The 21803-nt window shown below is 43.9% G+C and carries 27 protein-coding genes and 2 pseudogenes; 27 read left to right on the plus strand and 2 right to left on the minus strand.

All coding sequences use genetic code 11. The features are described 5' to 3' along the window. The first annotated feature begins 175 nt into the window (after positions 1-175). From NIE32_RS05265 to radC, 4 genes and pseudogenes are all read left to right on the plus strand, one after another. Positions 176-1486, plus strand: coding sequence for a bifunctional folylpolyglutamate synthase/dihydrofolate synthase (locus NIE32_RS05265; RefSeq protein WP_253053674.1), 1311 nt, complete (start codon positions 176-178; stop codon positions 1484-1486). 175 nt (positions 1487-1661) lie between these two features. After that, positions 1662-3365, plus strand: coding sequence for a sensor domain-containing diguanylate cyclase (locus NIE32_RS05270; RefSeq protein ID WP_253053675.1), 1704 nt, complete (start codon positions 1662-1664; stop codon positions 3363-3365). Positions 3366-3530: 165 nt separating this feature from the next. Then, positions 3531-4556 carry a hypothetical protein gene (locus NIE32_RS05275; protein WP_253053676.1) on the plus strand — a complete coding sequence of 342 codons (1026 nt, stop codon included), beginning with the start codon at positions 3531-3533 and terminating at the stop codon, positions 4554-4556. Between the two features lie 173 nt (positions 4557-4729). Then, positions 4730-5203: pseudogene (gene radC / locus NIE32_RS05280) on the plus strand (RadC family protein); the annotation flags it as partial. A 70-nt stretch (positions 5204-5273) separates the two neighbouring features. On the opposite strand, the gene NIE32_RS05285 reads toward radC, so the two are convergent. Both NIE32_RS05285 and NIE32_RS05290 read right to left on the minus strand, forming a co-directional pair. Next, entirely contained in the window at positions 5274-6425 is a 1152-nt protein-coding gene (locus NIE32_RS05285) for a tyrosine-type recombinase/integrase (RefSeq protein WP_253053677.1), read from the minus strand. A gap of 79 nt (positions 6426-6504) precedes the next feature. Then, entirely contained in the window at positions 6505-7119 is a 615-nt protein-coding gene (locus NIE32_RS05290; RefSeq protein WP_253053678.1) for a LexA family protein, read from the minus strand. Positions 7120-7286: 167 nt separating this feature from the next. On the opposite strand from NIE32_RS05290, the gene NIE32_RS05295 reads away from it, so the two are divergent. The 23 genes and pseudogenes from NIE32_RS05295 (at position 7287) to NIE32_RS05395 (ending at position 21726) form a co-directional block, all read left to right on the plus strand. Then, positions 7287-7517: a helix-turn-helix transcriptional regulator gene (locus tag NIE32_RS05295; RefSeq protein WP_253053679.1), complete on the plus strand. Its 231-nt coding sequence runs from the start codon at positions 7287-7289 to the stop codon at positions 7515-7517. Further along, positions 7518-7718 (plus strand): hypothetical protein, encoded by a 201-nt coding sequence (locus NIE32_RS05300; protein ID WP_253053680.1) that lies wholly within the window; start codon positions 7518-7520, stop codon positions 7716-7718. It abuts the gene before it with no gap. Then, a complete protein-coding gene (locus NIE32_RS05305; RefSeq protein WP_253053681.1) occupies positions 7715-7861 on the plus strand; it encodes a hypothetical protein in 147 nt (48 codons plus the stop codon). The genes NIE32_RS05300 and NIE32_RS05305 overlap by 4 nt, the downstream gene beginning before the upstream one ends. Next, entirely contained in the window at positions 7845-8039 is a 195-nt protein-coding gene (locus tag NIE32_RS05310; protein ID WP_253053682.1) for a hypothetical protein, read from the plus strand. The genes NIE32_RS05305 and NIE32_RS05310 overlap by 17 nt, the downstream gene beginning before the upstream one ends. Continuing rightward, positions 8040-8162: a hypothetical protein gene (locus NIE32_RS14215; protein WP_290443463.1), complete on the plus strand. Its 123-nt coding sequence runs from the start codon at positions 8040-8042 to the stop codon at positions 8160-8162. Positions 8163-8201: 39 nt separating this feature from the next. After that, complete coding sequence (locus NIE32_RS05315; RefSeq protein WP_253053684.1) at positions 8202-8450, plus strand: hypothetical protein; 249 nt, start codon at positions 8202-8204, stop codon at positions 8448-8450. 69 nt (positions 8451-8519) lie between these two features. Further along, entirely contained in the window at positions 8520-9029 is a 510-nt protein-coding gene (locus NIE32_RS05320; RefSeq protein ID WP_253053686.1) for a hypothetical protein, read from the plus strand. Further along, positions 9026-10207 (plus strand): DUF2800 domain-containing protein, encoded by a 1182-nt coding sequence (locus NIE32_RS05325; protein WP_253053688.1) that lies wholly within the window; start codon positions 9026-9028, stop codon positions 10205-10207. Before NIE32_RS05320 ends, NIE32_RS05325 begins: the two co-directional genes overlap by 4 nt. Further along, a pseudogene (locus NIE32_RS14445) lies at positions 10207-10320 on the plus strand (hypothetical protein); the annotation flags it as partial. The gene NIE32_RS05325 and the pseudogene NIE32_RS14445, both read left to right, overlap by 1 nt. 42 nt (positions 10321-10362) lie before the next feature. Then, positions 10363-11073, plus strand: coding sequence for a DUF2815 family protein (locus tag NIE32_RS05330; protein ID WP_253053690.1), 711 nt, complete (start codon positions 10363-10365; stop codon positions 11071-11073). A gap of 11 nt (positions 11074-11084) precedes the next feature. Beyond that, a complete protein-coding gene (locus NIE32_RS05335; protein ID WP_253053692.1) occupies positions 11085-13208 on the plus strand; it encodes a DNA polymerase in 2124 nt (707 codons plus the stop codon). Positions 13209-13211: 3 nt separating this feature from the next. After that, the gene (locus NIE32_RS05340) at positions 13212-13490 is read left to right on the plus strand and encodes a DUF3310 domain-containing protein (RefSeq protein ID WP_253053694.1); all 279 of its coding nucleotides are present in this window, start codon (positions 13212-13214) and stop codon (positions 13488-13490) included. Beyond that, complete coding sequence (locus NIE32_RS05345; protein WP_253053696.1) at positions 13487-14110, plus strand: beta clamp domain-containing protein; 624 nt, start codon at positions 13487-13489, stop codon at positions 14108-14110. Before NIE32_RS05340 ends, NIE32_RS05345 begins: the two co-directional genes overlap by 4 nt. A 5-nt stretch (positions 14111-14115) precedes the next feature. Beyond that, on the plus strand, positions 14116-14280 hold the full coding sequence (locus NIE32_RS05350; RefSeq protein ID WP_253053698.1) for a hypothetical protein: 165 nt from the start codon (positions 14116-14118) through the stop codon (positions 14278-14280). A gap of 192 nt (positions 14281-14472) precedes the next feature. Then, positions 14473-15168 carry a hypothetical protein gene (locus tag NIE32_RS05355; protein ID WP_253053700.1) on the plus strand — a complete coding sequence of 232 codons (696 nt, stop codon included), beginning with the start codon at positions 14473-14475 and terminating at the stop codon, positions 15166-15168. 6 nt (positions 15169-15174) lie between these two features. Further along, positions 15175-15780, plus strand: a complete 606-nt coding sequence (locus NIE32_RS05360; RefSeq protein WP_253053702.1) for a hypothetical protein — start codon at positions 15175-15177, stop codon at positions 15778-15780. Positions 15781-15809: 29 nt separating this feature from the next. Further along, positions 15810-16028 (plus strand): hypothetical protein, encoded by a 219-nt coding sequence (locus tag NIE32_RS05365; protein ID WP_253053703.1) that lies wholly within the window; start codon positions 15810-15812, stop codon positions 16026-16028. A 56-nt stretch (positions 16029-16084) separates the two neighbouring features. Next, positions 16085-16255, plus strand: coding sequence for a hypothetical protein (locus NIE32_RS05370; protein ID WP_253053704.1), 171 nt, complete (start codon positions 16085-16087; stop codon positions 16253-16255). 16 nt (positions 16256-16271) lie between these two features. After that, positions 16272-18719 carry a virulence-associated E family protein gene (locus tag NIE32_RS05375; protein ID WP_253053705.1) on the plus strand — a complete coding sequence of 816 codons (2448 nt, stop codon included), beginning with the start codon at positions 16272-16274 and terminating at the stop codon, positions 18717-18719. A 309-nt stretch (positions 18720-19028) separates the two neighbouring features. After that, a complete protein-coding gene (locus tag NIE32_RS05380; protein WP_253053706.1) occupies positions 19029-19325 on the plus strand; it encodes a VRR-NUC domain-containing protein in 297 nt (98 codons plus the stop codon). 25 nt (positions 19326-19350) lie between these two features. Next, positions 19351-20733: a DEAD/DEAH box helicase gene (locus NIE32_RS05385; protein WP_253053707.1), complete on the plus strand. Its 1383-nt coding sequence runs from the start codon at positions 19351-19353 to the stop codon at positions 20731-20733. Next, positions 20730-21146, plus strand: a complete 417-nt coding sequence (locus NIE32_RS05390) for a DUF722 domain-containing protein (RefSeq protein ID WP_253053708.1) — start codon at positions 20730-20732, stop codon at positions 21144-21146. The genes NIE32_RS05385 and NIE32_RS05390 overlap by 4 nt, the downstream gene beginning before the upstream one ends. A 193-nt stretch (positions 21147-21339) precedes the next feature. Continuing rightward, positions 21340-21726 carry a hypothetical protein gene (locus NIE32_RS05395; protein ID WP_253053709.1) on the plus strand — a complete coding sequence of 129 codons (387 nt, stop codon included), beginning with the start codon at positions 21340-21342 and terminating at the stop codon, positions 21724-21726. Positions 21727-21803: the final 77 nt, after the last annotated feature.

A 21803-nucleotide genomic window follows, 5' to 3' on the forward strand; every position in this document is an offset into this window, starting at 1 on the left:
GACTGCCCGCCACCGTTTTTTTACAAAGATAAGAAAAGCAGTGAAGATGCGGGACATCGCTCAGTTGTTCCTAATAATTAGAAAGAATTGTGTAATTTTTGATAAGTTCAGATCAGTTCGATCTCTGCGCATAGTGACATCACGATAAATCATTTAGTTAACTGGAGGGCTAATCATGTTTGAAACAATTGATGAAACACTACAATGGATACACGGTTTAATTCCCCATGGGATCAAACCCGGAACAAAAAGGATGGAATGGATGCTGACAAAGCTTGGAAATCCGGAAAAAACGATGCGCACCATCCATGTTGGAGGAACCAACGGTAAAGGTTCGACGGTATGCTATCTTTGGCATATTTTTGAGGCAGCCGGTTTCAAGGTTGGTACCTATATATCTCCTTACATTACAACCTTTAATGAACGAATGATGGTAAATGGAACGCCGATCAGTAACGATGATCTTGTGAGAGCGGCTAATAGTGTTTACCCATTGACGCTTGCAGTTGATCAAGAAACTGATCTGGGTACTCCAACGGAATTTGAAGTGGTGACCATGATCAGCTTTGTCTATTTCGGTCAGCTTAATCCGTGTGATCTTGTTATTTATGAAGTAGGTCTTGGTGGGCGATTGGATTCGACGAATGTGATTCATCCGCTTGTTTCCGTGATTACAAATGTTGCTATGGATCATATGAAATTACTTGGCAACACCATTTCAGAAATTGCCTTCGAGAAGGCAGGGATTATTAAAGAAGGTGTTGGCATTGTCACTTCTGCAGAACATCCCGATGCACTTCAGGTGATCCGTGGGAAAGCGGAGGAAAAGAAAGCAAAACTGTTTGTCCTTGGACAGGAATTTCAGGTACATGCACATGGTCATGACGAACAGGGGGAACATTTTGATTTTGAATCGACGATTTTTACTCGATCTGATCTTACCATTCATATGAAAGGCGAACATCAACTGAAAAATGCGGCTGCAGCACTAATGGCTGTCGGATATCTTAAAAATTACTGCGGAATTGAGGTTGATGATCAAGCAATACAGACCGGGCTTGAGCATGCAGCATGGCCGGGACGATTTGAACGGATGTTAAAAAAACCACTTGTAATCATTGATGGTGCACATAATGTCCAGGGAACTGAGGCACTTGTGAATACGGTAAAAAGGTACTATTCCGGCAAAAAAATTCATTTGCTCTATGCCGCTTTGCAAGATAAAGAGTATGTGAAAATGATCCGATTGATTGAGACAGTAGTTCATGACGTAACCCTGACAACATTTGATTATCCTCGTGCTGCAAGCAGCGACCTTCTCTATGCTGCTTCGCTGCACAAATTAAAAAGTAATCAGGCCAACTGGAAATCTGCGTTACATCAGCTGATGCAACAAACCAATGAAGATGAGATGCTGCTTGTTTGCGGTTCACTCTATTTTATTGCCGTTGTTCGACATGAACTATTACATCTGCAAAGCTTGTAAAAGATGTATTTTTCAGAAAAAGAAAAGACGGTGTTCATCAGCATATTTTGTAAAAAGTTGAGAAGGTTTTGAAAAAGCTTTTCATCTTGTCCTTATTTTGCTACAATACACTTAGTAAAATAGTCTTAGAACAGTTTCAACTAAGAAAATCGCACAAGTCATTATAAAGGGGGAAGTGCGATTGAGCAAAGTGAAGCAGCGAGTGGTCGGTGCAATCTGGTTTTTCTCATTCATAGTTACTATGCCTCTTTTATATATAACCGATCCTCCACGAAATATAACACCTTCTTCTCTGATTACTGTAGGCTTAGTATTTGTGCTCACCGCTCTTTTCAGTTTTAAAGTCAAAGGAACAGATATTATTGCACTTCAAGGAATAGGGCTTGCCGGATTCCTTATTTTCGGTTTATTTGTTGAGACATTACTGACACAATTCGGCATCCTTGTTTATCTACTATCCCAGAGAATTGGAAAAAACGATGTCTATCGATTACCGCTAAACTCTGTGATGTTTCTCTTAGTTTCCCTTTCCGCCGGCAGTGCATATTACGCGCTAGGCGGGGAAATAGGTGTCGTTTCGGGTAATGTTCTTGATCTTAGTTTAATTCCAATTATTGGTTTTTATCTTTCAGCATATCTCGTGAATACACTATGCCTTGACTTAATCAGGAGATGGTTGCTTAGCCTCCCGGTGAAAGCAAAAGTATTTGATAAGGATGCTGTATGGGAAATTGTTGTGACGGCAATGATGATGCCTCTTGGTATTGCCTTTTATCTCATGTATGGAACCAAAGGTTGGCTCGGAATGATGATTATTGCTGTTCCTATGGTTACACTCTCGGTCATCGTTCGTCTCATTAACAATAGCCAAGAATTAATTAAATTTCTTCAAAGTGTGAATCATCTTGGTCAACAGCTTACAGAAGAACTTTCTGTCAAGCGTGTATTGGATTTGCTTTTTGAGAAAATGCCAGACATACTGCCTGTTGACTATCTCTATGTTGTTATGTATACCAAACCCGAGAAACCGAAACTCATTCGAATGTTTCGTAAGGACGAGGGAGAATCATTTGTTCCCTTCCAACAAGAAGCTGATATTAGTCTGCGCGTATATCGCCAAGCAAAAGCGGTGATTGGTTCTGGAAATGCTGGTGAGATGTACCCATTCCTAGACGCGCTCTCTGATGGACGAGCAAGATCATACCTATCTGTTCCGATGATGCACCGCGGGCAAGTTCTGGGTGTGATGACACTTGCCTCACACATCAACAAAGCGTATACAAAGACCAGTAGAATAGGGATGGAAATTGTTGGCGACTTTCTGGCCATTGCCCTAGAAAACGCCAAAAATTTTGAAATTCGGAAAAAAGAAAGTGAGCGTTGTCCGCTTACTGATCTATTTAATTATCGGTACTTAATGAAGGCAATAAGCAAGTTATTCAATAATCCAGCATTAGAGTCTTTTTCTATTATTATGTTAGATATTGATAATTTTAAAAGAATCAATGATACTTATGGACATCAAAACGGTAATGCCATTCTGATTGGCGTTGCTAACCGCTTAAGAAAAACGGTTGGTCATAAAGGTATTGTCGCAAGATATGGTGGGGAGGAATTTACCGTTCTTCTTCCGGGACTTGATCGAAATCTCTGCTTTGCGGTCGCGGAAACGATTCGACTCGCTGTTGCTGCCGAACCGTTTATGATTTTCAATGAATCTGACAATCGTTACGACCAAATCTATGTAACGATTAGCTTAGGTACCTCAACTGCACCAGCTGATGCAACAGAATCCTCGGAATTGATTTACAATGCAGATCATGCGATGTATAAAGGTGCTAAGCAGAAAGGCAAAAATCGAGTTGCTCGCTATGTATGATCGTTTTACCTTTTGATTTTACTCTCAGTATTGCAAATGAGAAGAACAACATGAATAATAGCGAAAAAAGTTTTAGACAAGACGACAAATGTCTTGTCTTTTTTTATATATTCTGTGCTACTATCTTTGAAAGAAAAGCTTGTCTCACTGTGAAGGGGGATCAATGTGCCCGAAAAGAAACAACAGAAGCCCCACGTGACGGTCATGATAAATGGGGAAAAACATAGCCTTGATGAGTGGACAAGAACAGAAACTGCTGCTGATAAGGATACATCTTTGGATTGGCATGGCGCTTTTTCTTCTCATGAACATACGTTGCAAAGTGAGCAATCACGAACTTTTTCAGATAGGGATCATGATCCGCTTAGTCGCCACAAACCAACCCTTTTCAAAAAGAAAAAGGGTTGGAAAACGAATCAGAATCAGCACATGCGACCTCTACGGATGATTCGTATGTTCTGGTTACCCGGAACTGCTGCAATAGTTGTCGGACTCGTGATCGGACTGTCTATGTTAATGATCCTTAGTGAACAAAACAATATGATTAAGGGAAGTAGGCTTGGTAAAAGTAGTGTGAATACAACGGAAGAAGCGCAAACCGTTCAGCGCCGTAATCTCAACTTGTCGGTCTATATGATCCAGGCTGGCGTCTTTGAATCGAGAAGTACAGCAACCCAAATGGCCACCAAACTCAAGGAACAAGGTTCTGCTGCGGTCATGCCTACATCTGAAGGAACGGCAATATTTGTTGGTATTTCAAAGACAGCAACCGGCTCAGAACCATTACTAATGCACAATAAACAGTTAGGCATGACTGTTTTCAAAAAACAAATAGCAATCAAACCAACTTCACTTTTTCAAGGTGATGATCGACGTGCCACGGTGGCATATTATGGGAACAAGTTAATCATGACAATGCTTGACCTATCTGATCAAGTAGAATTAGGCAAAAAGTCGCCGTCATCACGTACAATTAAAACGATGGAAAAATGGTATACCATTTGTAAACAGAAGGGATCCTCGGTAAAAGATCCGGAAACGAACCGTTTTCTAACCGATCTTTCTTTAGCTCGAGAGGCTGCAAAAACAGTGTCGTTTGGGTATACTGATGACCACTTCGCACATTATCAACAAACGCTCCTTGAATCAGTTATTGAATATAACCGTTTCATTCAAACTGGAAAAAAATAAATTACCCTATTTTTGCGCTTTATTGACATAAATACAGGTTTATCGTCGAAAATAATGAGCGACTAATTGATTAAACAGGGCTTTTTTGGCTTTTCCCATTCTGCAGAAGTGTACCAGCAACGGTAAAGTGTAAGGTAAATGGTATTGTCTTCAGAGAATGGGGGAGCCGAAACATGAACAAAAACGTGATGATGAAAGATATACCACAGGATGACCGACCTAGAGAACGTTTGATCCGAAATGGTGCCGCTTCATTATCCAATCAAGAATTACTTGCTCTATTGCTTCATTCTGGAACAAGGAATGAATCCGTCATGCAACTTGCTGAGCGCCTTTTCAGCCAATTCGAGGGCCTTGAACTACTGAGAGAGGCGAGCATTGAAGAATTGAAACAGGTGAAAGGGATCGGAGAGGCGAAAGCGGTTCAACTCCTGGCAAGCTTTGAGATCGGACAGCGTATGGCCAGAGGATTGCCTCATTCTCGTTATACAATTCGTTCACCGGAAGATGGCGCAGATTTTGTTATGGAAGAGATGCGCACACTTAAACAAGAACATTTTACAGTTTTGTTTCTCAATACCAAGAACCAAGTCTTGCAAAAGAAGACAATCTTCGTCGGAAGCTTGAACGCATCGATCGTCCATCCACCGCTAAAATGAGCTTTAACTAAAGCTTTTTTAACTGGCAATATTCATCGAGTGACATAAAAGTGACAAACTATAGAACCTCATCTAACTTATCTAACGCTTCAGCTTTACTCGATTCCTCCAAATGACTGTACGTTTCGATTGTTTCGCGAATATTCTTATGCCCTAACTGCTCCTGAATGATCTTAAAATTTACGCCTTTTAGTACAAGCAGAGATGCACATGTATGTCTAAGTCCGTGAAAATTGAGGTAAGGAAGATTAGGGTGTTTTTTTAAAAACTTTATCCATTCATTCCCCATACTGTTTATATGGTTTGGGTAGCCGATTTCATTTGTGAAAAGCAAATCAATTGGCTGCTTATTTATGATAAGTGGTTTCCATGCTTCCCCACATTTCTTTTGCAGCCAGTTATGCCAATATACGTATTCCTTCAACTCGCCCTGCATAAATTTCTGCGGCACATTGACTATCCGCGGCATTTTATTTTTAACCGGACCGAGAAAAAACTTTTTTGTTTCTTTATCATATTGAAGTGTTCGATCGATACGTATTTTGTTATGCACAAAGTCAAAACAATCTTTTCGTAATCCTGCGATCTCTGCCAAACGTAATCCAACAAAGCAAGCTAATTTTGACTGTATTCGTAGCTTTTTAAAAGCATCACGATCGAGAACTGCTAGAACTTTTTTTAATTGTACTTCTGTATATGCTTTAAACGGTCTTTCACGTTTTGAACGCTCCTGTGGCTCATCAACATTTTTCATCGGTGAATTTTCAATCACACCCCACTTGACCGCTTTTGTAAAGATACTACATAAGCATAAATATTTTCCTTTCAACGATCCAGCATTGATCTTCTTTTGTTCAGCGAAGAATTTTTCTACATGGTATGTTTTTATTTTAGCAAGTTGCATATCACCAAAATAATCGATCGGTCCATTATCAAGACATGTTTTATAGGTATTACGCGTTTTGACCGTAAGCTTTGGACGTACATACACATTCATCCACCGATCGGCAAACTGTTCAAATTTTATTTTAGATAAGTTTTCGCTTTGCTTACTTACTTCAATTTCAAATTCAGTAATGGCTTTTTTTAAAGCACGATCTGATTTGGCAACGATTGTTTTTGTTCTACGTTTTCTTTTCTGTCCTTCTTCTGTTTCTACGTCTACATATATTTTGAATTTGTTTGGTGCGATCTCCTGGTACGATGCCATTTTCATTCTCACCTCCTTTCAAGGGAATGTATGTTCTATGTATAGGATAAAAAGGGCCCGATAAAAAGGGCAGATTATGTTAAAAAGCGACAACCAATTTCTTCAATTTACCAATGATCTTTACTTCACCGCTTGTAATGATGATAGGCTTATACTTTGGATTTTCTGACTGGAGGATTAATGTTCCATTCTGTTTATATACCCGCTTTAAAACGGCTTCACCGTCAAAATAAACCGCGGCTATTTCTCCATCTTCTATTTCTTCTTGTTTTCTAATCAGCAGCAGATCTCCATCGTGGATACGTGCACCTTCCATACTGTCGCCCTTAGCCCGGAGATAAAAATATTCGCCACCATTCAGCCAGTTTTTTGGGGTTGCTTCGTAACCTTCAATTTCTTCCAGTGCGACTATACCGTTACCACAAGAAACTTTACCAACAATCGGTAATTCCACAATTGGCGATACTTCATAATTTTCATTCGTCTCCCTGATTACATCTTCTTTATCAAAGAAGTATGTAACGGAAACTCCAAAAATTTTAGATAAAATGGAGAGCTTATCCATTAAAGGACGATTATCATCACGTTCCCATGCGGATACTGCAGTCGGTGCGACACCTAATTTCTTAGCAAGATCAGCCTGTGTTAATCCTTCACGCTTACGTAATGATTTAATCTTTTCCCCTAGCTTCATCTTTATAAATCCTCCTTTTGTTATTTATATTGTACACTGTATCTGTAATTATGTACAGTATTTCTGTATTATATTCAATAAAAATTATTTTTATGCAGAAAATCTGTAAATTGTTATTGCAAGTAAAGAAAATCTGTAGTAATATTTGGATATCGGGAGGTGAGAACATGAGGTACACAATTGCTCAAGCAAGAATTTTGGCTGGCCTTACTCAAGTGAAAATGGCTGAACGACTTGGTATGTCTGAGAAAACGTACATTCAATACGAAAAATACCGCAAAGTATTTCGCATGAATGACGGTATGAATTTTTCTCGGATCACTGGTATCAAGTTAGACAGCATTATTTTTTTTAATCCTAAACTACAGATAAACTGTAGTGAAGAGGAAGTGGGGTAAATGAGAAAGGTTCGAGGTGCAAAAGCATTATCTGATTATTTAGATTCAATTGGTTGCCCAATGTCACGTAGCACGATTCAAACCTTGCAAAGAACAAATTCGATTCCGTTTAGTAAGCCATCTCCACGAGTTCTGATTTTTGACCTTGATGAGATCGACACCTGGCTAGGATCGGATTGCGAGGAGGTACAAGCCCAATGACTGACGCTGAAAAAGCACAAAATCTAATCGATGATCTGTCCTGGGTCATGGGCCTTGAAACGTACCAACGTTTCCTCGTCCATTACGACCACCTATGCCGACAGAACGAAGTGGGGAGGGGCAGTGATGTATCGGGTAGTTGACCACATTCATGGTTGTAAGAAAACGAAGTATGACACCATCAACGAAGCCCTTGCAGTGGCGTTTAGACTAGCTCAGATGCAAACGATCTTTAGCAACAAACGTATTCATTTGTCAGTCATGGACGGCAGCAAACAAGCAATTGATATCAATGTCAATCAACGAGAGGAGGCAAAGTGATTGGCACTTACCGTAGGAGCTTGGTCAGAACTTGCTGTATCAGTAGTCGTACTTATCACTTATGCGCTTGTTGATGATTGGTGGATGAAAAGAAAGTCAACGAAAGGGGGTGGGAGATCTTAAACGTCTGCTTGAAGCCAAATGAAAGGGGGGTGACAGCCAATGACACCGGAAGCAAAAGAAAAGCTTGAAGCACACATCATTGATTTAAAACAAAGCATCAATGCACCTGATCAAATTAAACGGATTACTTCTATGGCATCGGTTAATGAATTAATTAAAATTCGTAGAATCATGAACGATCCTGATTTTGACGATGTGATGCAACAGCATCTTCAAGATTTTGCAAAAGGCGTTTTATTTAACCTGATGCTGATTAATGAAGGAATATCAATCAAGCCAATAAAATAAGCCGTCTCTGCAAAGACGACTAAACAAATCTACCTGTGCTCAGTATAGCACGAAAGGACTGATTTATGCATGGAAATTACCATACACCTACCTGAAGCCGATAAATTGGCACAAGCTGTCACACTTCTTGCCGCTGCACTCGGCGACAAAAGCGCCGCTGCATTGATGCGCGAACAGAAATGGAACGCCAATGCAGAACTACAACATCCTGATGAAGACCCGAAGCCTGTTCAACCGATAACAACTACCGCTGAGGCACTTCAAACAGTGCAACAAACCGCGCCAGTTCAGCAGGCGCCAACTTATCAAGCTGTGCCAACTGCCGCACCACAACAGCCAGTCACACAGCCGCAGACGGCTCCAGTTCAGTCAGTACCAACAACCGTACCGACTACAGCCAAAACGTACACCCTGCCTGAGCTTGCGAAGGCAGCAGGGCAACTCATGGACAGCGGAAAACAGCAGCAGTTAATTGATCTGCTTAACAAGACTTTTGGGGTACAAGCACTAAACTTCCTGCCGGTTGAACGTTATGGCGACTTCGCAACAGCGCTACGCGGTCTAGGTGCACAGCTATGACAGCAGTCAAAGAGATTGACCATGCACACCGCAGCCATGCGCTGCTTGGTGCAAGTGGCGCGCATAAGTGGCTGAACTGTACACCAAGCGCACGACTGGAAGAGCAGTTCCCAGATACGACTAGCGAGTATGCAAAGGAAGGTACGCTGGCGCATGAGATCGCCGAACTCAAGCTGCGGAAGTATTTCATCGAGCCAATGAGTAGCCGCACCTATAACACACGTATGAACAAGTTCAAGCGCGACGAGCACTACGATGACGAAATGGACAAGCACACGGACACGTACCTTGAGTACCTGAAGGAGCTGTCCATGAGCCGACCGAACGCACCGTTCGTCACGATCGAACAGCGGATGGACTATAGCGATTATGCACCTGGCGGATTCGGCACAGCCGACTGCATCATGATCGAGGGCGACACACTTTTCCTTAACGATTTTAAGTATGGCAAGGGCGTTCCAGTATCAGCAGAAAACAATCCGCAAATGATGTTATACGCGCTGGGTGCTCTGAAGAAGTACGGCATCTTGTACCCGATTGAGCAGGTGCATTTAGCCATTATCCAACCGAGATTAGACAACATCAGCGAATGGGTTTTTCGGCGGGAAGATCTTGTGATCTGGGGTAAGAATTTAGTTAAACCGAAAGCAGCATTGGCAGATGCGGGAGAGGGTGAGTTTGTACCTGGCGATCACTGCCGGTTCTGCCGGGCAAAAGCACAGTGCCGAGCCTATGCCGGACAATTTACAGCACTACAAGACTTTGGTGCGCCGGTTAAAAAGCCCGCGCTCCTGACGGATGAGGAAATCGGCAAGGTGATTAACATTGGCCAGCATCTTGATAACTGGATCAAGGCGGTTAAAGAGTACGCACTCAGCCAATGTCTTGCCGGCAACGAGATTCCTGGATGGAAAGCAGTCGAGGGACGCGGCTCGAGAAACTACGTTGACCAGGATAAAGCCTTTGCCTACCTCACAGAACACGGTATTGATGAAAACATACTCTACGATCGTGTACCACTGACCGTTCCAAAGGTTGAGAAGTTGCTTAAGAAAAAGCAATACGATGAGCTGCTTGTTGTACCCGGACTTGTTGAAAAGACGCAAGGCAAGCCAACGCTTGCACCGGCAAAGGATAAGCGCCAGGCGATTACCTCAGCAACACAGGATTTTAGCTGATGTATGGCATTTATAGCGCAGTTTCACGCAAATTCATTTTCGGAATTGCCGAGAAAAGCAAACGCGCTGCCTTCCGTAAACTAAGACAAAAAATAGGCACGGACGCACTTAAGTATCGTTTCGTAGCCATAAAACTAAAGGAGACTAAATCAATTATGCCAAATTCACAAAACTCTTATGCAACACGTGTGGTTACACCGGAAGAAGTTCGTTTCAGCTATGTAAATCTACTAAAACCAAAAGCTAGTACGTTCGGCGGCGATCCAAAATTCAGCGCCGTACTGCTTATTCCGAAGGCTCATACACAAACGAAAGCTGCTCTTGACGCCGCGGTTAATGCAGCCACGCAAAAAGGTAAAGCAGAAAAGTGGGGCAATGTCATTCCGCCACGGCTCCGGCTGCCAATTCACGATGGCGACGGTGTAAAGGAAAGCGACGGACTACCATACGGTCCTGAATGCAAAGGACACTGGGTGCTTGCGGTAAGCAGCGGCACAGATTATCCGCCAAAGATTGTTGGTCCGGATCTACAACCAATTATGGATGCAACTGAAGTTTACAGCGGCATGTTCGGACGTATTGCAGTTAACTTTGCACCATACAACAGCAACGGTAACAAAGGTGTCGGTGCTTATATCTCGACTAACGTCATGAAAACTCGTGATGGCGAACCGCTAGGTGCTTCTGCTCCGGATGCAGGTAGTGACTTCGGCGGTGCACCTGCTCAGGCAGCTCCGCAGTATCAGCAACCGCCATACGGTCAGCAGGCATATGGCCAGACTGCTCAACCAGCAGCACCTCAGCCATATGGTCAAACACAAGGACAAGGCCAGCGATTTGATCCATTAACTGGGCAATTTCTGTGAGGTGCTGACCAATGAATGAACAACTAAACAGAGGGCATCCAGTTATGCCCTCTTTAAATTTACCTAAAAGTCACTTAAATATTGACCTTGAAACGTTTTCAAGTGTGGAAATCAGTAAGAGCGGATCGTACAAATACATCCAGTCAGACGACTTTGAAATCCTATTACTCTCTTACTCTTTTAATGGTGGTGAGGTCATCACGATTGATCTTTTGCAAGGTGAGACCGTGCCGCAAGAAGTGATCAATGCCTTGGCTGATCCAAACGTCATCAAGCATGCATACAACGCAGCATTTGAGTGGTACGCGCTGAACAAGTTTTGGCACAGTCCGATTGAACAGTGGCAAGACACCATGATACACGGACTGTACTGCGGCTTTACGAGCGGGCTTGATATTACCGCTAAAGTGCTAGGGCTGCCGCAAGATAAACAGAAAATGACCGTTGGGCGTAACCTCATTAAAATCTTTTGTACACCGACGACACCCAACAAGCGAAATGGCAATCGCACGCGAACACTTCCGCACCATGAGCCTGAGAAGTGGCAGCTGTTCAAGGACTATAACAACCAAGACGTTGCAGTGGAAATGGAGATCGAGAAACGGCTCGGGCGTTTCCCGGTACCTGATGATGTTTGGCAGCAATGGCGACTCGATATGCAGACCAATGCCCATGGCATACAGCTAGACGAGGAACTTATTAACGGTGCGCTTTACATCGACCAGTTATCAACGTCCCAGCTTAAAGATGAAGCAAAGGCATTAACCGGTCTCGATAACCCGAACAGTGCCGCGCAGCTGACCAAGTGGCTAGCGGAAAAGGGTGTAGAAGTTGAGAACCTTCAAAAAGACACAGTCGCTGAACTCGTTAAAACAACTACCGGTGAAGTGAAAAAGGTGCTAGAGATCCGGCAGCAACTTTCCAAAACAAGCATTAAGAAATACAAAGCTATGGACGCAGCAATCTGCGCTGATGGACGCGTGAGAGGACTTCTGCAGTTCTACGGCGCCAATCGTACCGGACGATGGGCAGGACGGCTTGTCCAGGTTCAGAACCTCAGCAAGAACCATATGAGCACCTTGGACTTGGCACGTGACTTGGTGAAGAACAAGAAAGCTGATTTACTATCTTTCACCTATGGGAACACCTCAGATGTACTCAGCCAGCTTGTACGGACGGCTTTTGTTCCGGCACCTGGGCATAAGATCGTCGTTGCCGATTTCTCAGCGATTGAAGCCCGCGTTATTGCGTGGCTCTCCGGAGAACAGTGGCGGTTAGATGTGTTCAACACACATGGCAAAATTTATGAAGCGTCTGCGTCCCAAATGTTCGGCATCCCGATCGATCAGATCAAAAAAGGGTCTTCACTGAGGCAACAGGGCAAAGTTGCAGAACTCGCCCTTGGCTATCAAGGCAGTGTTGGTGCAATGAAGCGCATGGACTTCGGAGGGAAGATCAGACCAGATGATATGAGCGATGAAGCAGTTAGAGTATTCGCCAACGAAAATGGAGACTTTCTATCCGAGGACGCAGGAGAAGATCAGTATCAACTTGCTAGAGACGCCATGATCGACGCCAACTATCTCAGCATAGTGCGGAAGTGGCGGGCAGCAAGCAAGCACATCGTCAACATGTGGTACGCCTTTGAAAATGCGGCGCTATCTGTCATGAACGATGGACGACCAGCTGGAACACACGGCTTAATCTTCGCTCGTGAGAGCGATATTGTGAACGGTCTTGACTTCCTGACCATTCAGCTGCCAAGCAAGCGCAAGCTCTACTACGTTAAGCCGTTCATCGCGCAGAACCAGTTTGAAAAAGATGCCCTTTACTATTACGGACTCGATCAGGAAAAACACAAGTGGGTGAAACAAAGCACCTACGGTGGCAAACTTGTGGAAAACGTCGTACAGGCAATCGCTCGTGACTGCCTAGCAGTCACGCTGAACCGACTAGCCTCAGCAGGCTATCAAACCGTTATGACCATACACGATGAAGTGGTACTGGACGTGCCGGCAGAACGCGCTGACCTTGATCACGTGGTTGATCTGATGAAACAGCCGATCGAGTGGGCACCAGGGCTGCCGCTGAATGCAGATGGATTCGTGAACGACTACTACAAAAAGGATGATTGATAAATGAGTAACGTCATTAAAAATGATGCCATCAACCGTGCCATTGAAAAAACTAAAGCAGAAATTCATGCCAGTGACGAATCAAAAGACTCCACCTCACCAAGCTACTACAAACATGGTGGCATTGAGACGTGGGACTACATCATTGCTAAAGGGCTTAATTATCTCGAAGGCAACATCGTCAAATATGTGACACGTTGGCATGATAAGAACGGTGTTGAGGACTTGAAAAAGGCACGTGTGTATCTGGACAAGCTGATTGAGGAGGCTGAAAAGAAATGATTTCATATACGACATTCATCAAACATGCAAGCAAAGTAACAAAGGCAGCAAATGAAGCGCGACCGACACTGAAAGGCATCTTCCATCGCACAGATGGTGTGCTCATTGCAACTGACTCACATCGACTCTATCGAGCAGAAGGACTTTACAACGGAATTCAAGAGCGATTGATCAATCCGGAAACTGGCGAACTGATCGAGGGCACTTACCCTGACACTGATCGGCTCATCCCTACTAACCCGAAAACTACCTTCCAAATTTGGCATATCGGCAAAATCTCAAAGATTACTAAAATCCTTTGGGAAGCAGCACGATACCCAGAAGATCTAGATAAGTCCGCTGATAACAAAAAGCATGTACTTCTCAGCTTTGATTCAGCAAACGGAAAAATTTGGCTGAACACACGAGGTGATCGGGCAATCGAGGCAAGCGTACAAATTGGGCTATCAGAAGAAAAGATCGATTTGGCGGTTAACGCAGGTTATCTATTTGAAGCGTTTGACCTTTTTGGCGACTGCGGCTTTGACGATCTGACGGTTGAATACTACGGAAACATGAGACCGCTTGTGTTCAAGAAAGATAATCTCTTGGCGCTTGTTCTGCCGGTGCGGGCGTGGTGATGAAAATGAAACTCTACCAAGCAATTTTAATCCTGCTCATCATTGCCGGTATCTTTGGCACGTTTGGTGATAACGAAGAACGATCAATGCGGTTTGTGTTTGCTTTAATCACTGTATCATCGTCTGTTGCCCTATTTATAACGCTTGCCATGCCGCACATTGCGCGGTGATGCCAAGTGGACAAGCATGCGATCAGAATCGAGATCGGGAAGATATTGGATCAGCATTGCCACGGATGCAAGTTGGTTGAAGGTCATTCATCTTTGTCTCAAAACGTGATTAAAATTTGCCAAACGTGCCCGCATTATAAAAAAATACGTCAGCTAGGAAATCAACTGATTACAGATGAGGGAGGATTAAAAATGTCACCACTTGATAATTTAACCGCTACACATTTTGCTGAATTGAATAAATCGGGAAAGACATATAAAGCCATCGCCAATAAATATGGTGTAGCTTTATCGGCATTGAACAACTGGGTAACCAAGCACAAGGAAGAAATTAAGGAAGCCAAGCTGAAACTACGAGTTAAGCCAGGAAGGAAAACAAGCAATAATGTACCGAAAACAGCTAAAAATGATCAAAAAACAAGTGGAAATGATCAAAATGAAAAAACGATCAACAAAGAACTGGCGGCTTACAAAACTATGGTTGAAGAACGTTCAAAGCGAATGAATGAAGCATTACAAGCAAAGAGCCAACTGATAGTGAGATTGGACGAAGTTCAAAAAGAACTACTTATTGCCAATGATAAATACGAACGTGAAACACGTGCAAATTATTCACTGTGCCAAGAGATTGAGAAATTAAGCAAGGCATTTACAGATGCTAATTCCAATTACAACGCTAAATGCAAACAAGTAGAAGACCTCAATGCTGCAGCTGACGACCTCGAAGCTGAAATCATTGGACTGCGTAACGACAAGACTGACCTTGAACATCAGCTGGCTTACACAGGGCAAGAACGTGACCGATTTTTCAATCTCTACAACCAATCTGACAAACAGTTAAAAGCACTGGAAGCATACGTCCTGACCAGATTAGAGCCGGAGAAGTGATGCTCTATGGACAAGCACAAACAAATACAGATTATCAACAAACTACTTGATCAGTGTGGTGATTGCCCACTACGGTACCGGCAAGATGGGCATCCAGATAAGGTACATGGGCATTGCGCACTTTATCATGAGATGCGTAAAGTTGGTAAGCCATTGTGGGCGGAAAAACATCGAGATAAATACGTCAAGCTCGTTATAAGTTCGGACGAGTATATGGAGCTACGCAATATAGGTTTCAACGATGAAGAAATCGCTTTTGAAAAAGGCGTGTCCACGTCCACGATCAGGCGATGGAAACAGAAAAATGGTATACGAGTAGGTCGGTCAAAATACAAAAGCAAAATTGACAAAATAGACTATGAAGAATTGGTTAAAGAAGGTTTGCGACCATCACAGATACAAAAACGATTAGGTGTATCGCGTGGACAACTTGAGCTGTTTCGACATGCGAACGGTTATAAATTGGATGGACTTAGAAAACCTTTGTCAAGCGATAAAGAGATCCTACAAGCGATCATCGATAAAAAGTCTAATTGGTGGATACAGAAGTATCTACATGCAGGAGCAAAGCGTGTAAATCGGATAGCGAGGGAACACGGTATTGCACGGTAGACAGCAAATGTGAAGGAGATGAAATAAGTATGGCATATAAAAAAATCGGTACTATTGATAATATATCTCAAATTCCATTTAATAAAAATCTTATAGTGACTGGGAGAATGGGAAATGGTTGGTCATGGCACATGCCAGGGGTTTTTAAGAAACAAGGAAACAAGATAGTTTTTAGAAATGTGCATGAGATGTCTACTGAAATAGACAAGAATACAATTATTGGTTTAAACATTTTGGAAGAGATATAGATTTCGATTAATTCGCAGTTCGACACGGATGCGCAACAAGAGAGGAGACTTAATTCATGATTAAACCGCCACTCGGAGTAACGCCAAGAAGTATATGGCTTCAGTATAGATTAACTGATTTGATCGAGGCAATTGATCGCTACGATGCGGCAGGATTAGATCCGAACAAAGAATGGATTGAAGAACGTAACCAATTATTTTTTGATCTGTATGGAAGTAACAAGTGACAGTAGGTGAAGCCTTATGGCTGTAGTTAACGATCGACAACTCAATATCTCGACCGCTGGAACCCGAACAGCAAAGCTATGGCAACAGCAGACGATCTACTGGTCAGAGCTTGCTGAACGACTACGGACAGCAGCGCGAGGAAAGGAGACACTGGAAGATTACCTACGCTTGCCAAAGCGTCAGCAGGACGATCTGAAGGACGTGGGGGGCTTTGTCGGTGGATCACTTGAAGGTGGGCACCGGAAGGCGTCAGCAGTTACCGGGCGTGACCTGATCACCTTAGACCTCGACAACATTCCTGCCGGTGGAACGGATGATGTGCTAAAACGGTTGAACAGCTTCAACTGTGCTTATGTCGTGTACAGTACACGCAAACATGAGCCAGGTAAACCGCGTCTGCGCTGCCTGTTTCCGCTGGATCGTACGGCAACTGCAGACGAGTACGAGCCAATCGCACGGAAACTCGGATCTATCATTGGCATGGCTTTTATGGATCCGACGACGTTCGAAGCAAGTCGGCTAATGTACTGGCCATCATGCTGCGCAAATAGTCAATATGTGTACGAGTTCTCGGACAATCCTTTCTTATCGGTAGATGGGCTACTGAGCATGTACGACGACTGGCGCGATGTGGATACCTGGCCGGTTGTGCCAGGCACAGAGAATAAGCATGTGCGTCTGGCAGCAAAGCAGGGTAACCCACTTGAAAAGCATGGCATCGTTGGTGCGTTTTGCCGGCAGTACGATATCTACCAGGCGATTGATAAGTTCCTGCCTGGTGTGTATGAAGAAGTGGAAGGAAAAGCCGATCGACTGACCTTTATTGAAGGATCAACGGTTGGTGGTGCGATCGTGTACGAGGATGGCAAGTTCTTGTACAGCCATCATGCGACGGATCCGGTAAGTGGTCGTCTCGTCAATAGTTTTGACCTGGTGCGCACGCACAAATTCGGGGATGAGGACGACGATGCAGAGCCAGGAACACCGGTCAATCGTCTACCCAGCTACAGTCGGATGAGTGCATTTGCACTTGAGGATGATGCTGTAGCCGGCGAATTGTCGCAGAAGCGATACGAACAGGCAGTTCAGGACTTTGGGCCTCAGGAACAGCAAGAGCCAGGGCAAGAAAAGGTTCAATCAAAGCCGGATACCAGTTTTATCCGAAAGCTAAAGCTGCATCCATCAACCGGTCAGCCGATGAAAACGATCGAGAACATATTAATCGTTCTTGAGGGTGACCCTGCACTAACCGGACGGATCAGGAAGGACACGTTCGCCGAGAGCATTGTAGGTGTTGCACCGATGCCATGGGCGCCACGCGACCAAGAGAACGAGCCCTTTCTATGGACAGAAGACGACGATAGTGGACTCGCACTCTATCTTGAAAAACTCTTAAACTTCCAATCTGCCGACAAGATCAAACATGCACTCAGTCAGTGCTCGGCAAAGAACCGATTTAATCCGGTAGCTGACTTCTTGAATAGTCTCACCTGGGACGGCAAGAAGCGCCTTGATGATCTATTCATCGATTATCTCGGTGCAGCAGACACGCCCTATGTGCGAGCCGTGACACGCAAATCATTCGTGGCTGCCGTTGCCCGTGCAATGAAGCCTGGCGTTAAGTACGACACAATGCCAGTCCTTACCGGCACGCAGGGATTGGGCAAAACGACACTGATTCAAAAGCTGGGTAAAGACTGGTTCACGAACAGTGTGGAATCGTTTGAGGGCAAAGACGCTGCAGAACTACTGCAAGGTGTCTGGATTGTCGAGATTGGCGAAATGAGTGCTTATAAGAAGTCTGACCTGGATACGATTAAAGGGTTTCTCAGCCGCACAGAGGACCAGTATCGGGCAGCTTATGCGCGGAAAACGGAGAAGCACCCGAGACGCTGCGTGTTTTTTGGTACATCAAATCGGAGCGACTATTTAAGAGATCCAACAGGTGGCCGACGATTTCTTCCGATTGATGTTGGCGTGCAGCGTCCGACTAAAAGTGTTTTTGATGATCTCGATAGTGAAGTGGATCAGTTATGGGCTGAAGCCGTGATGCATTGGCGGCTGGGCGAGAGCCTGTTTCTCACGGGTGAACTGGAACAGGAGGCAAAGCGGCAGCAGGAGGAACACTCTGAAAGTGACCCGTGGGAAGCCGCTATTAATGAATTTGTCGAGCGAAAGGTACCCGCAGACTGGGACAAAAAAGATATTAATGCCCGCATGATGTACTGGAATAGTGAGTTCGGCAAGCCGGAGCAACCCGTTGAAACGATTCAGAGAGACCGCGTATGCGCCCAAGAAATATGGGTGGAGTGCTTAGGTAACCGTGATTTACGGTTCATGAAACGCCGTGATGTTGCCGTGATTAACGACATTCTTGGGCGAATTAAGGGCTGGGAAAAGGTCAAAAATTCATATCGATTTGGGCCCTATGGGAGGGTTAAAGGTGGATTTATTCGGGGATAATTGGAAAATAATGGGTCAACCTTCTTGTCAACCTTCTACCCATTTTGTCAACCTTGTAAAATTTGGAAATACAACCTTGTCAACCTTCTAAACTATGAAGGTTGACACAAAGGTTGACAGAAAAATCCCTTTATATCAGTAAATATTAACTAATGTATACCTTGTCAACCTTAAATACTATATAGATAGATAAATAGGTAAATAGAGGATTTAGAGAGTATATATACCCTCAAATTACCTAATTTAGAATCATATACGCGTATAGGGTAAAAGGTTGACAAGCCCACTTTTGAAAGTGAGGTTTGTAGAATGCGAGAGCGAGAGATTGAAACGTACCTCCGGGAACAAGTGAAGAAAGCTGGAGGGAAAGCATACAAGTTTGAATCGCCAGGAAATGATGGAGTGCCAGATCGATTGGTGGTTTTCCCTGGCAATCGAATTTATTTCGTCGAATTGAAACGACCAGGTGGAAAGCCAAGGCCGTTGCAAGTTAAGAAGATTAGTGAACTACAAGGATTTAACTGCCGGGTACTTGTTATCGATTCAAAAGAACAGGTTGATACTTTTGTTTGGGAAGAATTATGTGTTTCAAGGCATTTAAAATGACAAAACGAAAGGCAGGTGATGCCACATGATGTTCAAACCGCACGACTATCAGAAGTTTGCAATCGAAAAAGTGATTGATCGACCGGCTGTGGGGTTGTTTTTGGACATGGGACTTGGCAAAACGGCCATCACGTTAACCGCAATCAATGATCTGAAATATAACCGATTTGCAATCAACAAAGTACTGGTTGTGGCACCTAAGAAAGTGGCACAAGCAACCTGGCAGAAAGAAGCGCAGCAGTGGGACCATCTGAAATTGATTCGTTTTTCAACTTGCCTAGGATCGCAGACGAAACGAGTCAGAGCATTGAATACTCCTGCAGATATTTATGTGATCAATCGAGAAAACATTCCATGGTTGGTTGAATATTACCGAAACAATTGGCCGTTTGACATGGTGGTTTTGGATGAATCATCAAGCTTTAAGAACCATCAGGCGAAACGGTTTAAGGCCATGAGAATGGTTCGGCCGCACATCAAACGGATTGTTGAATTGACGGGTACACCAGCGCCGAACGGATTGATGGACCTGTGGGCACAGGTTTATCTCCTAGATCAAGGGGAGCGCTTAGGCAAACGCATCACAGGATTCCGTGAACGGTACTTTGAACCGGATCAACGAGGGCGTGACAAGGTTTACAGCTACAAGCCTAAAGATGGCGGAGATAATGCAGTGCAAAAGTTGATTGGCGATATCTGTGTGAGCATGAAAGCCGATGATTATCTGCAACTTCCTGATCTGATTTCGGATCAGATTCCTGTGATCCTGGATCCAAAAGCAAAACGAGCGTATGAGAAGCTTGAGCAGGATATGATCTTGAAGATAGACGAGTCAACGATCGATGCCGGGTCTGCAGCCGTACTTGGCAATAAGCTGCTACAGCTTTGCGATGGTGCTGTGTATGACGGTGAACGGAACATTGTTGAAATCCATAACTGTAAGATCGACGCATTTACAGAGTTGATCGAAGGGCTTGCTAGAAAACCTGCACTTGTATTTTATAACTATCAGCATGATAAGGCACGTATCTTGAAAGCATTGAAGGATTCAATGCTTCGTGTACGTGAGTTGAAGACCGAACAAGATCAGCAGGATTGGAATGACCACAAGATTGATATCCTCTTGGCGCATCCTGCAAGCGCAGCATACGGATTGAACCTGCAATACGGCGGCAATCACGTGATTTGGTTTAGCTTGCCTTGGGGGTTGGAACTCTTCCAGCAGGCAAATAAGCGTCTGCATCGGCAAGGGCAGACCCAGAAGGTGATCATGCACATGCTGACGGTTTCGGGAGGAATGGATGAGGACGTGGTTGCACGGCTAACGGATAAAGCAAGCACGCAGGATGAGCTGATCGAATCTTTGAAAGCGAGGATTAAGCGTGTGAAACAGGAGGTAACAGGATGACGGAAACGAAATTAAAACCCGCAGTGTTTAAATATATTGAGTCAGAACTTTATGATTATCCGGAGACAAAGAAAGAAATAAAGCGACTTCGAGAACAAATTATATACGGTTCGTCATCCGAAGATAATATCGGTGGTGGTCGACCAAGCGAACCAGGACGGCCAACAGAACGAATTGCGTCAAGGTTAGTCAATAATCGTAAACTTCGAAACATGGAAGAGGTCATTGACGCAATCGAATCAGCGTATCAGCAGATACCTAGCGAATATCAAAAAATAATTCGAATGAAATATTGGGATCGCCAGTCGATGCAGTGGAAAGAGGTTGCTGACAAGTGTTTTGTTCATCCAAATACGGTAACAAAATACAGACGTCGATTTGTTTATCTTGTTGCTGACAAGATAGGCGTGTGATTACCGTGTGATTTTGAACAGCAATTCCATGGTATTATGATAGTGTGGTAATGATATAGATATTGCCTAAAGCGCCTGATGAGGGCGCTTTTATTAAGTCTTGGTGATGAATATGGTTCTCATGAAGTTCTGCGCACACTGTCATAAGTTAATACCTGCCGGTCAACGATACTGCACTGATTGTCAAGCAATCATGGATCAGCGACGTGAACAGTCAGATAAGTATCGGCATCGAAGGTACAACAGACAGCGTACTGATAAGCGTGAGCAACAGTTCTATAAGTCAAGACAATGGGAACAGTTGAGACAATACTTGGCTGGTTACTATCATGGCTTATGTGTGTACTCATATCTGGTTGAGCATAAGATCGTACCGTACTACACGATGCACCACATCATACCGGTTAAGGATGATTGGTCAAAACGATTCAATAGCAACTGCATCATACCTTTGTGTGAGTCAGTACATCAACGAGTCGAGAAAGCATACCGTGAAGGACGGAAGAAAGAGACGCAAGAACAGCTGTTTGAACTGTTGAAGCGATGGCGAGATGGGGCAGGGGGTACTGAAAAAGTATGACGCGATCCCACAGGGAACGCGGCTCCCAGGATTCTCTCGCAAAAACTCCCTTTTTGAAATTTTGAGATTAGGAGGTG

The organism is Sporolactobacillus kofuensis, from assembly GCF_024125425.1.
In the GTDB taxonomy this organism is placed as follows: domain Bacteria; phylum Bacillota; class Bacilli; order Bacillales; family Sporolactobacillaceae; genus Sporolactobacillus; species Sporolactobacillus kofuensis.

Coding starts and splice junctions, on each gene's coding strand:
- NIE32_RS05265 (WP_253053674.1), top strand. CDS start 176: ATGTTTGAAACAATTGATGAAACACTACAATGGATACACGGTTTAATT.
- NIE32_RS05285 (WP_253053677.1), bottom strand. CDS start 6,425: ATGGCATCGTACCAGGAGATCGCACCAAACAAATTCAAAATATATGTA.
- NIE32_RS05290 (WP_253053678.1), bottom strand. CDS start 7,119: ATGAAGCTAGGGGAAAAGATTAAATCATTACGTAAGCGTGAAGGATTA.
- NIE32_RS05295 (WP_253053679.1), top strand. CDS start 7,287: ATGAGGTACACAATTGCTCAAGCAAGAATTTTGGCTGGCCTTACTCAA.
- NIE32_RS05300 (WP_253053680.1), top strand. CDS start 7,518: ATGAGAAAGGTTCGAGGTGCAAAAGCATTATCTGATTATTTAGATTCA.
- NIE32_RS05305 (WP_253053681.1), top strand. CDS start 7,715: ATGACTGACGCTGAAAAAGCACAAAATCTAATCGATGATCTGTCCTGG.
- NIE32_RS05310 (WP_253053682.1), top strand. CDS start 7,845: ATGTATCGGGTAGTTGACCACATTCATGGTTGTAAGAAAACGAAGTAT.
- NIE32_RS05315 (WP_253053684.1), top strand. CDS start 8,202: ATGACACCGGAAGCAAAAGAAAAGCTTGAAGCACACATCATTGATTTA.
- NIE32_RS05320 (WP_253053686.1), top strand. CDS start 8,520: ATGGAAATTACCATACACCTACCTGAAGCCGATAAATTGGCACAAGCT.
- NIE32_RS05325 (WP_253053688.1), top strand. CDS start 9,026: ATGACAGCAGTCAAAGAGATTGACCATGCACACCGCAGCCATGCGCTG.
- NIE32_RS05330 (WP_253053690.1), top strand. CDS start 10,363: ATGCCAAATTCACAAAACTCTTATGCAACACGTGTGGTTACACCGGAA.
- NIE32_RS05335 (WP_253053692.1), top strand. CDS start 11,085: ATGAATGAACAACTAAACAGAGGGCATCCAGTTATGCCCTCTTTAAAT.
- NIE32_RS05340 (WP_253053694.1), top strand. CDS start 13,212: ATGAGTAACGTCATTAAAAATGATGCCATCAACCGTGCCATTGAAAAA.
- NIE32_RS05345 (WP_253053696.1), top strand. CDS start 13,487: ATGATTTCATATACGACATTCATCAAACATGCAAGCAAAGTAACAAAG.
- NIE32_RS05350 (WP_253053698.1), top strand. CDS start 14,116: ATGAAACTCTACCAAGCAATTTTAATCCTGCTCATCATTGCCGGTATC.
- NIE32_RS05355 (WP_253053700.1), top strand. CDS start 14,473: ATGTCACCACTTGATAATTTAACCGCTACACATTTTGCTGAATTGAAT.
- NIE32_RS05360 (WP_253053702.1), top strand. CDS start 15,175: ATGGACAAGCACAAACAAATACAGATTATCAACAAACTACTTGATCAG.
- NIE32_RS05365 (WP_253053703.1), top strand. CDS start 15,810: ATGGCATATAAAAAAATCGGTACTATTGATAATATATCTCAAATTCCA.
- NIE32_RS05370 (WP_253053704.1), top strand. CDS start 16,085: ATGATTAAACCGCCACTCGGAGTAACGCCAAGAAGTATATGGCTTCAG.
- NIE32_RS05375 (WP_253053705.1), top strand. CDS start 16,272: ATGGCTGTAGTTAACGATCGACAACTCAATATCTCGACCGCTGGAACC.
- NIE32_RS05380 (WP_253053706.1), top strand. CDS start 19,029: ATGCGAGAGCGAGAGATTGAAACGTACCTCCGGGAACAAGTGAAGAAA.
- NIE32_RS05385 (WP_253053707.1), top strand. CDS start 19,351: ATGATGTTCAAACCGCACGACTATCAGAAGTTTGCAATCGAAAAAGTG.
- NIE32_RS05390 (WP_253053708.1), top strand. CDS start 20,730: ATGACGGAAACGAAATTAAAACCCGCAGTGTTTAAATATATTGAGTCA.
- NIE32_RS05395 (WP_253053709.1), top strand. CDS start 21,340: ATGGATCAGCGACGTGAACAGTCAGATAAGTATCGGCATCGAAGGTAC.